Below are 15,232 nucleotides of genomic sequence, written 5' to 3'. Positions count from 1 at the left end.
TATAAGGAAACGTAATGCAGGATCTTAATGGTTTCTCCGTGCCGAAAGGCTTTCGGGGCGGGAGCGGTATTAAAGTGCAGTTGTGGTGGGCCGTACAGTCCACCTTATTTGCCTGGTCACCGCAAATACTGTACCGCTGGCGAGCTTTTTTATTGCGACTGTTTGGCGCAAAAATCGGAAAAAACGTAGTCATTCGCCCGTCGGTAAAAATTACCTACCCGTGGAAATTAACGCTTGGGGATTATGCGTGGGTAGGGGATGACGCGGTGTTATATACCCTTGGCGATATTACGATTGGTGCAAATTCGGTGGTTTCACAGAAGTGTTATTTGTGCACCGGCAGTCACGATTTTATGAGTCAGCATTTTGATATTACCGCCACTCCGATTGTGATTGGCGAAAAATGCTGGCTGGCGACAGATGTTTTTGTTGCACCTGGTGTTTCTGTTGGCGATGGCACGGTAGTCGGTGCCCGCAGCAGCGTTTTTAAATCGCTACCGGCAAATAAAATTTGCCGTGGCAACCCCGCAGTGGTGATACGCGAACGCGTTGAAACTGATTAAATTCATAAGTAGAGGAATATAAACATGTCTAAAGTCGCTCTCATCACCGGCGTTACCGGACAGGATGGTTCTTACCTGGCAGAACTGCTGCTGGAAAAAGGTTATGAAGTACACGGTATTAAGCGTCGTGCTTCTTCATTCAACACCGAACGTGTGGATCACATTTATCAGGATCCTCATGCGGCGAACCCGAAATTCCATCTGCACTACGGCGACCTGACCGATACTTCCAACCTGACCCGTATTCTGCAGGAAGTGCAGCCGGATGAAGTGTACAACCTGGGCGCGATGAGCCACGTTGCGGTCTCCTTCGAATCTCCGGAATACACCGCTGACGTTGACGCAATGGGTACGCTGCGTCTGCTGGAAGCGATTCGCTTCCTCGGCCTTGAGAAGAAAACCCGTTTCTACCAGGCATCCACCTCTGAGCTGTACGGTCTGGTGCAGGAAATTCCTCAGAAAGAGACTACCCCGTTCTATCCACGTTCTCCGTACGCCGTGGCGAAATTGTACGCGTACTGGATCACCGTGAACTACCGTGAATCCTACGGCATGTATGCCTGTAACGGCATTCTGTTCAACCACGAATCCCCACGTCGTGGTGAAACTTTCGTTACCCGTAAAATCACCCGCGCTATCGCTAACATCGCACAGGGTCTGGAATCTTGCCTGCACCTCGGCAACATGGATTCCCTGCGTGACTGGGGCCATGCCAAAGACTACGTAAAAATGCAGTGGATGATGCTGCAGCAGGAAAAACCAGAAGACTTCGTCATCGCAACCGGCGTGCAGTACTCCGTACGTCAGTTTGTTGAGATGGCTGCCGCTCAGCTGGGTATCAAACTGCGCTTCGAAGGTACCGGCGTGGAAGAGAAAGGCATCGTGGTTTCCGTAACCGGCCATGACGCACCGGGCGTGAAACCGGGCGACGTGATTGTACAGGTTGACCCACGTTACTTCCGTCCTGCTGAAGTGGAAACCCTGCTGGGCGACCCAACCAAAGCACACGAAACACTGGGCTGGAAACCAGAAACGACTCTGCAGGAGATGGTTTCCGAGATGGTTGCCAAAGATCTTGAAGCAGCGAAAAAACACTCCCTGCTCAAGTCTCATGGCTACGAGGTTGCCATCGCGCTGGAGTCCTGAGAATGACAAAACAACGTATTTTTGTCGCGGGTCATCGCGGAATGGTGGGTTCCGCGATTGTTCGCCAGCTTGAACAGCGCGGTGATGTCGATGTGATTGTCCGTACCCGTGACGAGTTGAACCTGCTCGACAGCAAAGCGGTACAGGACTTCTTCGCCAGTGAACGTATTGACCAGGTGTATCTGGCGGCGGCGAAAGTGGGCGGCATTGTTGCCAACAACACGTATCCGGCGGATTTCATCTACGAGAACATGATGATTGAGAGCAACATCATTCACGCAGCGCATCTGCACAACGTGAATAAGCTGTTGTTCCTCGGCTCATCCTGTATCTACCCGAAAATGGCGAAGCAGCCGATCGCTGAGAGCGAACTGCTGCAGGGCACGCTGGAAGCAACCAACGAGCCGTATGCGATTGCCAAGATTGCCGGGATCAAGCTGTGCGAATCCTACAACCGTCAGTATAACCGCGACTATCGTTCGGTGATGCCGACCAACCTGTACGGACCGCATGACAACTTCCACCCGAGCAATTCGCACGTGATCCCGGCGCTGCTGCGTCGTTTCCACGAGGCAACGGCCGAAAATGCACCGGATGTGGTGGTGTGGGGCAGCGGTACGCCAATGCGTGAATTCCTGCATGTGGATGACATGGCGGCTGCCAGCATCCACGTAATGGAGCTGGATCGTGAGGTGTGGCAGGAAAACACCGAACCGATGCTGTCGCACATTAACGTCGGTACTGGCGTGGATTGCACCATTCGTGAGCTGGCGCAAACCATCGCGCAGGTGGTGGGTTACAAAGGCCGCGTGGTCTTTGACGCCACCAAACCGGACGGCACGCCGCGCAAACTGCTGGACGTGACCCGTCTGCATCAGCTGGGCTGGTATCACGAGGTATCTCTGGAGCAGGGGCTGGCAAGCACCTACCAGTGGTTCCTTGAAAACCAGCACCGCTTCCGGGGGTAATGATGTTTTTAAGTCAGGAAGATTTTGCCACGGTAGTGCGTTCCACTCCGCTCATCTCAATTGATTTGGTGGTGGAGAACGAACGCGGCGAGTTCTTGCTGGGAAAACGAACCAACCGTCCTGCACAGGGCTTTTGGTTCGTGCCCGGCGGGCGCGTGCAGAAGGATGAGACGCTGGAAAATGCTTTTGAGCGTCTCACTCTGGCGGAACTGGGCCTGCAACTGCCGATGGCGGCAGGCCAGTTTTACGGGGTCTGGCAGCACTTCTATGACGATAACTTTTCGGGCACCGGTTTCACCACGCACTATGTGGTGCTCGGTTTTCGCCTGAAGGTGAGTGAGGCAGACCTGCGTCTGCCTGATTCTCAGCATGACGACTACCGCTGGCAGACGCCAGAGGCGTTGCTGGCCAGTGACAATGTGCATGACAACAGTCGTGCCTATTTCCTGGCCGATCGTCAGTCCGGAGTGCCGGGCTTATGAAAATTCTGGTGTACGGAATCAACTATTCGCCGGAGTTAACCGGAATCGGTAAATACACCGGCGAAATGGTCGAGTGGATGGCGAGCCAGGGACATGACGTGCGGGTCATTACCGCGCCGCCATACTACCCGGAATGGAAAGTAGGTGAGCGCTATTCAGGCTGGCGCTACCGTCGCGAAGAGGGTGCCGCGACCGTCTGGCGTTGCCCGCTGTACGTGCCGAAACAGCCCTCAACGCTGAAGCGGTTACTTCATCTGGGCAGCTTTGCCCTGAGCAGTTTCTTCCCGCTGATGGCGCAACGTCGCTGGAAGCCGGATCGCATTATCGGTGTGGTGCCAACGCTGTTCTGCACCCCAGGTATGCGCCTGCTGGGCAAACTCTCCGGCGCGCGCACGCTGCTTCACATTCAGGATTATGAAGTGGACGCCATGCTCGGCCTGGGAATGGCCGGCAAAGGTAAGAGCGGGAAGGTGGCGAAACTCGCCAGCGCCTTCGAGCGCAGCGGCCTGCATAACGTGGATTATGTCTCGACCATCTCGCGCTCAATGATGAACAAAGCGCAGGAGAAGGGCGTACCGGCGGAAAAAGTGATCTTTTTCCCCAACTGGTCTGAAGTGGCGCGTTTTCGCGACGTGACAGACAGTGACGCTCAGGCGCTACGCGCTCAGCTCGGTTTGCCTGACGACCAAAAAATTATTCTTTACTCAGGCAACATCGGCGAGAAGCAGGGGCTTGAGAGCGTCATCGATGCCGCACAGCAACTGAGCCATCAACCCTGGATGTTTGTCATCGTCGGGCAGGGCGGCGGAAAAGCGCGACTTGAAAAAATGGCCAACGAACGCGGCCTGACGAACGTGAAATTTTTCCCGCTTCAGTCTTACGAGGCACTGCCTGCGTTGCTGAAGATGGGCGACTGCCATCTGGTGGTACAAAAGCGCGGCGCGGCAGACGCGGTGCTGCCGTCCAAGCTGACCAACATTCTGGCAGTGGGCGGTAACGCGGTGATCACGGCGGAAGCCGAAACAGAATTAGGCCAGCTGTGCGACAGCTATCCGGGGATCGCCGTTTGCGTGGAACCGGAATCGGTCCCGGCGCTGGTCACTGGCATTGAACGGGCACTTGCCATGCCAAAAACGAACACGGTGGCACGTGAATATGCCGAACGCACGCTCGAGAAAGAGAACGTGCTGAGCCAATTTATTGCAGATATACGGGGATAAATCATGAGTCAAACCACTTTGTATCCGGTTGTGATGGCAGGTGGCTCTGGTAGCCGGTTGTGGCCGCTGTCCCGCGTGCTCTATCCAAAACAGTTCCTCTGCCTGAAAGGGGAGCTCACCATGCTGCAGACGACGGTTAACCGCCTGCAGGGTGTGGAGTGTGAAAGCCCGGTGGTGATTTGTAACGAACAACACCGCTTTATTGTCGCCGAGCAGCTGCGCCAGCTGAACAAACTCACAGAAAATATCATTCTGGAGCCTGCCGGACGTAACACAGCCCCCGCGATTGCGCTGGCTGCGCTGGCGGCCAAACGCAGCAGCCCGGATTGCGATCCGCTGATGCTTGTTCTGGCGGCAGACCATGTTATTCAACAGGAAGAGTCGTTCCGCGAGGCGGTACGCGCGGCTATTCCTTACGCCGAAAACGGCAAACTGGTGACTTTCGGCATCGTGCCGGACCTTCCGGAAACCGGCTACGGGTATATTCGTCGTGGCAATGTGACCCCGGGCGAAGGCGACAGCGTAGCGTTTGACGTGGCGCAGTTTGTCGAAAAACCGAATCTGGAAACCGCGCAGGCTTATGTGGCCAGCGGTGAATATTACTGGAACAGTGGGATGTTCCTGTTCCGCGCTGGCCGCTACCTGGAAGAGCTGCGCAAATATCGCCCGGATATTCTGGACGCCTGCGAGAAAGCGATGGCGGTAGTGGATCCGGATCTCGATTTTATCCGTGTTGACGAAGCGTCTTTCCTCGCCTGCCCGGAAGAGTCAATTGACTATGCGGTAATGGAACGCACGGCCGATGCCGTTGTGGTACCGATGGATGCGGGCTGGAGCGATGTTGGCTCCTGGTCCTCCCTGTGGGAGATCAGCGCCCATACCCCGGAGGGTAACGTCCACCACGGTGATGTTATCAGCCACAAAACGGAAAACAGCTATGTCTACGCCGAGTCCGGTCTGGTGACCACAGTTGGCGTGAAGGATCTGGTGGTCGTACAGACGAAAGACGCCGTGCTGATTGCTGACCGTAATGCCGTGCAGGACGTTAAAAAAGTGGTGGAGAAGATCAAGGCCGATGGTCGCCATGAACACCATATCCACCGCGAAGTGTATCGTCCGTGGGGCAAATATGACTCCATCGATGCCGGTGAACGTTACCAGGTGAAACGCATCACCGTGAAACCGGGTGAGGGGCTGTCGGTACAGATGCACCACCACCGTGCCGAGCACTGGGTCGTGGTGGCGGGTACCGCCAAAGTCACGATTGATGGCGAAGTGAAACTGCTGGGCGAAAACGAGTCAATCTATATTCCGCTGGGAGCCACGCACTGTCTGGAAAACCCGGGGAAAATTCCTCTCGACTTAATTGAAGTGCGCTCCGGTTCGTACCTGGAAGAAGACGATATTGTCCGTTTCCAGGACCGTTACGGGCGGGTATAGCGCCGTCTCTAAAGCCGGATAGCGTTTCGCGCATCCGGCCTGCGAATGAATAAAAACAAATTTGCCTGTTAATCGGGCGGGCCAACTGTTGCCTGAAAAAGGGGTCATCATGGAAAAATTAACCTGTTTTAAAGCCTACGATATTCGCGGCAAGCTGGGCGAAGAGCTGAATGAAGACATTGCGTGGCGCATTGGCCGCGCATACGGCGAATATCTTAAGCCACAAACGATTGTCCTGGGCGGCGATGTGCGCCTGACCAGTGAGTCCCTGAAGCTGGCGCTGGCAAAAGGGCTGCAGGATGCGGGCGTGGACGTGCTGGATATCGGCTTGTCCGGTACCGAAGAGATTTACTTTGCCACCTTCCACCTCGGCGTGGACGGCGGTATCGAAGTGACGGCCAGCCATAACCCGATGGACTACAACGGTATGAAGCTGGTGCGCAAGGGCGCGCGTCCTATCAGCGGCGATACCGGTCTGCGTGACGTGCAGCGTCTCGCCGAAGCTAACGATTTCCCGCCGGTGAATGAAGCAAAACGCGGCAGCTATAAGCAGATCGACCTGCGTAAAGCGTACATCGACCACCTGCTGGGCTACATCAACGTTGCAAACCTGAAACCGCTGAAGCTGGTGATCAACTCCGGTAACGGCGCGGCCGGCCCGGTGGTGGATGCGCTCGAAGCCCGCTTTAAGGCCCTGAACGTGCCGGTAACCTTCGTTAAGGTCCATAACACCCCGGACGGCAACTTCCCGAACGGTATCCCGAACCCGCTGCTGCCGGAGTGCCGCGACGACACCCGTAACGCGGTCATCGAACACGGTGCCGATATGGGTATCGCCTTTGACGGCGATTTCGACCGCTGTTTCCTGTTCGACGAAAAAGGCCAGTTCATCGAAGGCTACTACATTGTCGGCCTGCTGGCGGAAGCGTTCCTCGAGAAGAACCCGGGCGCGAAGATCATTCACGATCCGCGTCTGTCCTGGAACACCGTGGATGTGGTGAACGCCGCGGGCGGCCAGCCGGTGATGTCCAAAACCGGTCATGCCTTCATTAAAGAGCGTATGCGCGAAGAAGACGCCATTTATGGCGGCGAGATGAGCGCCCACCACTATTTCCGTGATTTTGCCTACTGCGACAGCGGGATGATCCCGTGGCTGCTGGTGACCGAGCTGCTGTGTCTGAAAGGGCAGACCCTTGGCGAGCTGGTACGCGACCGCATGGCGGCCTTCCCGGCAAGTGGCGAAATCAACAGCAAACTGGCGCAGCCGGCCGAGGCCATTGCCCGCGTGGAGCAGCATTTTGCCCTCCATGCGCTGGAAATTGACCGTACCGACGGCATCAGCATGGCGTTCCCGCAGTGGCGTTTTAACCTGCGCTCTTCAAATACCGAGCCGGTGGTGCGCCTGAACGTGGAATCCCGCGCGGATACCGCGCTGATGGAAGCGCGAACGAAGGACATTCTGGCGCTGTTGAATCAGTAAATAGCTTTCCCCCTCATCCTGATGTGGGGTGAGGGGGCAGGTGTTGAACTAAAGGAACAACGATGACGAATCTAAAAAAACGCGAACGAGCGAGAACGAATGCATCGTTAATCTCCATGGTGCAGCGTTTTTCTGATATCACCATCATGGTCGGCGGATTATGGGTGGTGAGTTGGGTAAGCGGGCAATCCTTCTTCTACATGCATCTGCTCATGGCGCTGATTGCGCTGGTTGTGTTCCAGATGATCGGGGGGATGACCGACTTCTACCGTTCGTGGCGTGGTGTGAAAATGACCACCGAACTGATGCTGTTGCTGCAGAACTGGACATTAAGCCTGATCTTCAGCGCAGGGCTGGTGGCATTCAGCCATGATTTTGATAATCGCCTGGTGACATATCTGTGCTGGTATCTGATTACCAGCGTCGGCATGGTGGTATGCCGCACCCTGATCCGTTTTGGCGCCGGCTGGCTGCGTAACCGCGGTTATAACCGTCGCTTTGTCGCCGTGGCGGGGGATTTGCCGGTAGGGAAGGTGCTTCTCGATAGCTTCCGCAAAGAACCATGGTTAGGTTTTGAAGTGGTCGGGATTTATCACGACGCGAAGCCTGGCGGCGTGCCTTCAGACTGGGCCGGTAATTACGAACAGCTTATTGAGGACTCGAAAGCCGGCAAAATTCATAACGTCTACATCGCGATGCAGATGAAAGATGAATCCCGCATTAAGAAACTGATGCGTGAACTGGCCGATACCACCTGTTCGGTGATCCTGATCCCGGACGTCTTTACCTTTAACATCCTCCACTCCCGTATTGAAGAAGTGAACGGCGTGCCGGTCGTGCCGCTGTATGACACCCCGCTGTCGGGTATCAATCGCGTGCTCAAGCGCCTGGAAGATATCGTGCTCTCTTCACTGATCTTACTGCTGATCTCCCCGGTGCTGTGCTGCATTGCTCTGGCGGTGAAGCTGAGCTCCCCGGGCCCGGTTATCTTCCGTCAGACCCGCTACGGCATGGACGGTAAGCCTATCATGGTGTGGAAATTCCGCTCAATGAAGGTGATGGAGAACGACAAGGTCGTGACCCAGGCGACGCAGAACGATCCTCGTGTTACGCGGGTGGGGAACTTCCTGCGCCGTACCTCGCTGGATGAGCTGCCGCAGTTTATCAACGTCTTTACCGGTGGCATGTCGATTGTCGGCCCCCGTCCCCATGCCGTGGCTCACAACGAACAGTACCGCTCGCTGATTGAAGGCTACATGTTGCGCCATAAAGTGAAGCCAGGCATTACCGGCTGGGCGCAGATCAACGGCTGGCGCGGCGAGACCGACACGCTGGAAAAAATGGAAAAACGCATCGAATTCGACCTGGAGTACATCCGTGAATGGAGCCTCTGGTTCGATATCAAGATCGTCTTTCTGACCATCTTCAAAGGTTTCGTGAACAAAGCGGCGTACTAAGATGAGCTTACGTGAAAAAACCATCAGCGGCGCCAAATGGTCAGCGATGGCGACCATTGTCATCATTGGCCTCGGCCTGGTGCAGATGACGGTGCTGGCGCGCATTATCGATAACCACCAGTTCGGTCTGCTGACCGTCTCGCTGGTGATTATCGCGCTGGCCGATACGCTGTCTGACTTCGGCATTGCTAACTCGATTATCCAGCGCAAAGAGATCAGCTATCTGGAACTGACCACGCTCTACTGGCTGAACGTTGGGTTGGGGGTGTTCGTTTTCGTGCTGGTGTTCCTTTTGAGCGATACCATCGCCAGCGTGCTGCACAACCCCGATCTGGCACCGCTGATGCGTACGCTCTCGTTTGCTTTTGTGGTGATCCCGCACGGGCAACAGTTCCGCGCGCTGATGCAGAAAGAGCTGGAATTCAACAAAATTGGGATGATCGAGACCAGCGCCGTTCTCGCAGGGTTTACCTTTACCGTGGTCAGCGCCCATTTCTGGCCGCTGGCCATGACCGCTATCCTCGGGTATCTGGTTAACTCTGCCGTGCGTACGCTGCTGTTCGGCTACTTTGGCCGCAAGATTTACCGTCCTGGGCTGCATTTCTCTCTCGCTTCGGTGTCATCCAACCTGCGTTTTGGCGCGTGGCTCACCGCCGACAGCATCATCAACTATGTCAACACCAACCTCTCCACGCTGGTGCTGGCACGCATCCTCGGGGCGAGCGTCGCGGGGGGGTACAACCTGGCGTACAACGTCGCGGTAGTACCACCAATGAAGCTCAACCCGATTATCACCCGCGTACTGTTCCCGGCGTTCGCCAAAATTCAGGACGACACCGAGAAGCTGCGCGTCAATTTTTACAAGCTGCTCTCTGTGGTGGGCATTATCAATTTCCCGGTTTTGCTGGGGCTGATGGTGGTCTCGAGCAACTTCGTGCCGCTGGTGTTTGGCGAGAAGTGGAACAGCATTATCCCGATCCTGCAGCTGCTGTGCGTGGTGGGGCTGCTGCGATCCGTTGGAAACCCGATTGGCTCACTGCTAATGGCTAAAGCGCGGGTTGATATCAGCTTCAAATTCAACGTGTTTAAAACGTTCTTGTTTATTCCGGCGATTATCGTCGGTGGACATATGGCCGGCGCCATTGGGGTCACGCTTGGTTTTCTGCTGGTGCAGATCATCAACACCGTTCTGAGCTACTTCGTGATGATCAAGCCGGTGCTGGGCTCCAGCTACCGGCAGTACATTCTGAGCCTGTGGCTGCCGTTTTATCTGTCACTGCCTACCCTTGTGGTGAGCTATGGCCTGGGCATCGTGCTCACTGGCCATCTGCCGCTCGCGGCCATGCTGGCAATACAGGTCGCAGCAGGTGCACTGGCGTTTGGCGTGATGATTGTGCTGTCACGTAATGCGCTGGTGGTGGAGATGAAGCGCCAGTTTTGCCGTAACGAAAAAATGAAAACGCTGCTTCGCGCAGGCTAGTTATTTAAGAGGCCATTATGAAATTACTTATTCTTGGCAACCATACCTGCGGCAACCGTGGCGACAGCGCCATTCTGCGCGGTTTATTGGATGCGATTAACACCCTTAAGCCTGAGACTGAAGTGGACGTGATGAGCCGTTATCCGGTCAGCTCTTCCTGGTTATTGAACCGCCCGGTAATGGGCGACCCGCTCTACAGCCAGATGAAGCAGCACAACAACGCTGCCGGCGTAATGGGACGCGTGAAGAAAGTTCTGCGCCGTCGCTATCAGCACCAGGTGTTGCTGTCCCGTGTAACTGATACCGGCAAGCTGCGTAACATCGCCATTGCTCAGGGCTTCACGGATTTCGTTCGACTGCTGTCGGGCTACGACGCCATTATTCAGGTCGGCGGATCGTTCTTCGTCGATCTTTACGGTGTGCCGCAGTTTGAGCACGCACTCTGCACATTCATGGCGAAAAAACCGCTGTTTATGATTGGTCACAGCGTCGGGCCGTTCCAGGATCCGCAGTTTAACCAGCTGGCAAACTATGTCTTCGGCCACTGCGATGCCCTGATCCTGCGTGAGTCGGTAAGCCTCGATATGATGAAACGCAGCGAGATTGACACTTCGAAAGTGGAACACGGGGTGGACACCGCCTGGCTGGTGGATCATCAGGACGACAGTTTCCAGGCGAGCTACGCAGTGCAGCACTGGCTGGACGTGGCGGCGAAACAGAAAACGGTCGCCATCACCCTGCGCGAACTTGCACCGTTTGATAAACGTTTAGGCACCACCCAGGCGGCGTATGAGAAAGCGTTTGCTGACGTGGTGAACCGTGTGCTGGACAGCGGATACCAGGTGCTGGCGCTTTCAACCTGTACCGGCATCGACAGCTACAACAAAGATGACCGCATGGTGGCGCTGAACCTGCGCAACCTGGTAAACGATCCGTCCCGTTATCACGTGGTGATGGACGAACTGAACGACCTCGAGATGGGCAAATTGCTCTCAGCCTGTGACCTCACCGTGGGCACGCGTCTGCACTCGGCGATCATTTCGATGAACTTTGGCACGCCGGCCATTGCGATTAACTACGAGCACAAGTCAGCCGGCATTATGCAGCAGCTTGGCATGCCTGAAATGGCCGTTGATATTCGTCATCTGCTGGATGGTTCGCTTGGCGCGATGGTGGGCGATACCCTGGGGCAATTGCCTGCCATCAATGAACGCCTGGCCGTCGCGGTGAAAGCCGAGCGCGAGAAGGGAATTGGGATGGTGAAATCGGTGCTCGACCGCGTCCGGGAGGGGAAATGAAGGTTGGTTTCTTCTTACTGAAATTTCCGCTGTCGTCTGAAACCTTTGTGCTGAACCAAATCACCGCGTTTATCGATATGGGATACGACGTGGAGATCATCGCCCTGCAAAAGGGCGATACACAAAATACCCATGCGGCGTATACGCAGTATGGACTGGAGGCGAAAACCCGCTGGCTGCAGGACGAGCCCTCTGGAAGAGTAAATAAGCTGCGCCACCGGGCCAGCCAGACCTTACGCGGGATCCATCGTGCGTCGACCTGGCGCGCGCTGAATGTTTCCCGCTATGGCGCGGAATCTCGCAACCTGATCCTGTCCGCCATTTGTGGTCAAACGGTGCAGCCGTACCGCGCCGATGTGTTTATTGCTCACTTTGGCCCGGCGGGCGTGACCGCCGCCAAACTGCGTGAGCTGGGGGTGATTGACGGTAAGATTGCGACCATCTTCCACGGTATCGACATCTCCAGCCGCGAAGTATTGAACCACTACACGCCGGAGTATCAGCAGCTTTTCCGCCGTGGCGACATGATGCTGCCCATCAGCGACCTGTGGGCCGGGCGTCTGAAAAACATGGGCTGTCCGCAGGAAAAAATCACCGTTTCGCGTATGGGCGTGGATTTAGAGCGCTTTACCCGCCGCCCGGTCAAGGTACCGGGAAAACCGCTGCAGATTATCTCTGTGGCGCGTCTGACGGAGAAAAAAGGTCTGCACGTGGCCATCGAAGCCTGCCGCCAGCTGCGAGCGCGCGGCGTGGATTTCCGCTATCGCATTCTCGGTATTGGCCCGTGGGAGCGTCGTCTTCGCACGCTTATCGAACAGTATCAGCTGGAAGATTACGTGGAGATGCCAGGTTTTAAGCCAAGCCACGAGGTGAAGGTCATGCTGGATGAGGCGGATGTATTCCTGCTGCCTTCCGTGACCGGCGCCGATGGCGATATGGAAGGGATCCCGGTTGCGTTAATGGAGGCGATGGCCGTCGGTATTCCGGTGGTGTCGACCCTGCACAGCGGGATCCCGGAGTTAATCAAGTCTGATTACTCCGGCTGGCTGGTACCGGAGAATAATGCGATGGCCCTTGCGGATCGTTTAGCCGAATTTAGCGGCATCGACCAACAGGCGCTGGAGCCCGTTATCCACAACGCCCGACAAAAAGTTGAAGCAGATTTTAACCAGCAGGTGATTAATCGCCAGTTAGCGAGCCTGCTGCAAACGTTGTAACGCCGAGGTTGTATGCTGAAAAAGATTACCCGACGCACCTTTGTCTCTTCTTTATCCGTCCTGGCGGCTACGCCGCTGCTGTCGTCCCGCATTGCGCGGGCGGCAACCGGAAAGACGGTCTCTGTTAACCAGTACAACAACAACGACTGGATCGCCGCCTTTAAGCAGGCATTTAACGAAGGCGACACCGTTGTTGTCCCTGCCGGGCTCACCTGTAAAAACATCAATACGGGCATTTTCATTCCTGACGGTAAAACGCTGTTGATCCGCGGTGCGTTAACGGGAAATGGTCGCGGGCGCTTTGTGCTGCAGGAAGGCAGTAAAGTGATTGGTGAAGGTGACGGCCGCACGGAGAACATTACGCTGGACATTCGCGGTTCAGACTGTGTGATCAAAGGGCTGGCAATGAGCGGCTTTGGACCGGTGACGCAGATCTACATTGGCGGCAAAAAGCCGCGCGTCATGCGCAACCTGCTGATTGATAACATCAGCGTAAGCCAGGCGAACTACGCCATCCTGCGCCAGGGATTCCATAATCAGATAGATGGCGCGCGCATCACCAACAGTAAATTCAGCCATTTGCAGGGCGACGCGATTGAGTGGAACGTCGCCATTAATGACCGTAACATCCTGATCTCCGATCATGTGATTGACAACATTAACTGTACGAACGGCAAGATCAACTGGGGCATCGGCATTGGTCTCGCCGGCAGCACCTACGACAACGATTATCCGGAAAAGCAAACCGTGAAGAACTTCGTGGTGGCAAATATCACCGGCAGCAACTGTCGTCAGTTAGTCCACGTCGAAAACGGTAAGCACTTTATTATTCGCAATATTAAGGCCAAGAATATCACTCCTGACTTCAGCAAGAAGGCGGGAATAGACAACGCCACGGTAGCCATTTATGGCTGTGATAATTTCATTATCGATAATGTCGATATGGTCAATAGTGCCGGCATGCTGATCGGCTACGGTGTAATAAAGGGCGACTATCTCTCGATACCTCAGAACTTTAAGCTGAACGACATTCGCCTGGATAATCGCCAGCTTGCGTACAAACTGCGCGGAATACAAATTTCCTCCGGCAACGCCACCTCCTTTGTGGCCATCACCAACGTTGAGATGCAGCGGGCTACGCTTGAGTTGCACAACAAACCGCAGCACCTCTTCTTGCGTAATATCAACGTGATGCAGGAAGCTGCCGTCGGCCCGGCGCTGAAGATGAATTTCGACCTGCGTAAGGATGTCCGAGGCAAGTTTATGGCTAAAGATGAGACCTTACTGTCGCTGGCGAACATCAAGGCTGTGAATGAGAAAGGGCAGAGCTCCGTGGATATTGACCGCGTGGACCAGCAGGTGGTGAATACGGAGCGGCTGAATTTTGCGCTCCCGCACAGATAATCGACAATTGTCTTTTTTTGCGACTATTCCTGGCACAGAAACGCGATCTATTCAGATTACAACTACTGTTTTTTGTGATGTGGTCCCCTAACATCATATAAGAATCACGGCAAATCATGCTGGCGAAAACAGGTTAAAGAGCTATAATTCGTCAACCATTTTAAGGTGGAAGAAATAATGATTAATTTGAAAGCAGTCATTCCGGTAGCAGGCTTGGGCATGCATATGTTGCCAGCCACAAAAGCCATTCCTAAAGAGATGCTGCCGATTGTCGACAAACCGATGATTCAATACATTGTCGATGAAATTGTTGCTGCAGGGATCAAAGAAATCGTCCTGGTTACGCACTCCTCCAAGAATGCGGTAGAAAACCACTTCGACACCTCTTACGAACTCGAAGCGTTGCTTGAGCAGCGCGTAAAACGCCAGCTGCTGGCTGAAGTGCAGTCTATCTGTCCTCCTGGCGTAACCATCATGAACGTGCGTCAGGCGCAGCCGCTGGGTCTGGGCCACTCCATTCTTTGCGCACGCCCGGTCGTGGGTGACAACCCGTTCATCGTTGTACTGCCGGATATCATTATCGACAGCGCATCTGCCGATCCGCTGCGTTACAACCTTGCGGCAATGGTGGCGCGCTTCAACGAAACGGGCCGTAGCCAGGTACTTGCTAAGCGCATGAAAGGCGATCTCTCCGAGTACTCTGTTATCCAGACTAAAGAAGCGCTGGAAACGGAAGGGCAGGTGAGCCGTATCGTTGAGTTTATCGAGAAACCGGATCAGCCGCAGACGCTGGATTCTGACCTGATGGCCGTTGGCCGTTATGTTCTCAACGCGGATATCTGGGCCGAGCTGGAAAAAACCGAGCCGGGTGCCTGGGACCGCATCCAGTTGACCGATGCGATTGCTGAACTGGCTAAGAAGCAGTCTGTTGATGCGATGCTGATGACCGGTGACAGCTACGACTGCGGTAAGAAACTGGGCTATATGCAGGCATTTGTGAAGTATGGCCTGCGTAACCTGAAGGAAGGTCAGAAGTTCAGAAGCCGGATTGAGAAGTTGCTGGCTAACGACTGATTC

13 protein-coding genes are annotated in these 15,232 nt (G+C 55.1%); all 13 read left to right on the top strand.

From position 1 onward, the window contains the following. Positions 1-14 precede the first annotated feature (14 nt). Complete coding sequence (wcaF, locus tag JTA15_RS10040; RefSeq protein ID WP_047355746.1) at positions 15-563, top strand: colanic acid biosynthesis acetyltransferase WcaF; 549 nt, start codon at positions 15-17, stop codon at positions 561-563. Positions 564-587: 24 nt separating this feature from the next. Continuing rightward, positions 588-1,709: a GDP-mannose 4,6-dehydratase gene (gmd, locus tag JTA15_RS10035; protein WP_014170819.1), complete on the top strand. Its 1,122-nt coding sequence runs from the start codon at positions 588-590 to the stop codon at positions 1,707-1,709. A 2-nt stretch (positions 1,710-1,711) separates the two neighbouring features. Beyond that, on the top strand, positions 1,712-2,677 hold the full coding sequence (locus tag JTA15_RS10030; RefSeq protein WP_014170818.1) for a GDP-L-fucose synthase: 966 nt from the start codon (positions 1,712-1,714) through the stop codon (positions 2,675-2,677). A 2-nt stretch (positions 2,678-2,679) separates the two neighbouring features. Further along, positions 2,680-3,159, top strand: a complete 480-nt coding sequence (locus JTA15_RS10025) for a GDP-mannose mannosyl hydrolase (RefSeq protein ID WP_072126435.1) — start codon at positions 2,680-2,682, stop codon at positions 3,157-3,159. Beyond that, positions 3,156-4,379 carry a colanic acid biosynthesis fucosyltransferase WcaI gene (gene wcaI, locus JTA15_RS10020; protein WP_014170816.1) on the top strand — a complete coding sequence of 408 codons (1,224 nt, stop codon included), beginning with the start codon at positions 3,156-3,158 and terminating at the stop codon, positions 4,377-4,379. The genes JTA15_RS10025 and wcaI overlap by 4 nt, the downstream gene beginning before the upstream one ends. Before the next feature lie 3 nt (positions 4,380-4,382). Then, positions 4,383-5,819, top strand: coding sequence for a mannose-1-phosphate guanyltransferase (gene cpsB, locus JTA15_RS10015; RefSeq protein WP_014170815.1), 1,437 nt, complete (start codon positions 4,383-4,385; stop codon positions 5,817-5,819). Positions 5,820-5,928: 109 nt separating this feature from the next. Then, entirely contained in the window at positions 5,929-7,299 is a 1,371-nt protein-coding gene (cpsG, locus tag JTA15_RS10010) for a colanic acid biosynthesis phosphomannomutase CpsG (protein WP_032680630.1), read from the top strand. Between the two features lie 62 nt (positions 7,300-7,361). Continuing rightward, the gene (gene wcaJ / locus JTA15_RS10005; RefSeq protein WP_219373187.1) at positions 7,362-8,756 is read left to right on the top strand and encodes an undecaprenyl-phosphate glucose phosphotransferase; all 1,395 of its coding nucleotides are present in this window, start codon (positions 7,362-7,364) and stop codon (positions 8,754-8,756) included. Between the two features lies 1 nt (position 8,757). Continuing rightward, positions 8,758-10,236, top strand: coding sequence for a colanic acid undecaprenyl disphosphate flippase WzxC (wzxC, locus tag JTA15_RS10000; RefSeq protein WP_219373186.1), 1,479 nt, complete (start codon positions 8,758-8,760; stop codon positions 10,234-10,236). 17 nt (positions 10,237-10,253) lie between these two features. Next, positions 10,254-11,534, top strand: coding sequence for a colanic acid biosynthesis pyruvyl transferase WcaK (wcaK, locus tag JTA15_RS09995; RefSeq protein WP_024908095.1), 1,281 nt, complete (start codon positions 10,254-10,256; stop codon positions 11,532-11,534). Beyond that, positions 11,531-12,751, top strand: a complete 1,221-nt coding sequence (gene wcaL, locus JTA15_RS09990; protein WP_219373185.1) for a colanic acid biosynthesis glycosyltransferase WcaL — start codon at positions 11,531-11,533, stop codon at positions 12,749-12,751. Before wcaK ends, wcaL begins: the two co-directional genes overlap by 4 nt. 12 nt (positions 12,752-12,763) lie before the next feature. Beyond that, the gene (gene wcaM, locus JTA15_RS09985) at positions 12,764-14,155 is read left to right on the top strand and encodes a colanic acid biosynthesis protein WcaM (RefSeq protein ID WP_025203690.1); all 1,392 of its coding nucleotides are present in this window, start codon (positions 12,764-12,766) and stop codon (positions 14,153-14,155) included. 177 nt (positions 14,156-14,332) lie between these two features. Beyond that, a complete protein-coding gene (galF, locus tag JTA15_RS09980; protein ID WP_020883269.1) occupies positions 14,333-15,229 on the top strand; it encodes a GalU regulator GalF in 897 nt (298 codons plus the stop codon). Positions 15,230-15,232: the final 3 nt, after the last annotated feature.

Source organism: Enterobacter sp. BIDMC 29 (assembly GCF_019378755.1).
Taxonomy (GTDB): domain Bacteria; phylum Pseudomonadota; class Gammaproteobacteria; order Enterobacterales; family Enterobacteriaceae; genus Enterobacter; species Enterobacter ludwigii.
Note: the sequence above shows the minus strand (reverse complement) of the source record. Positions and strands in the feature narration are given on the sequence as shown.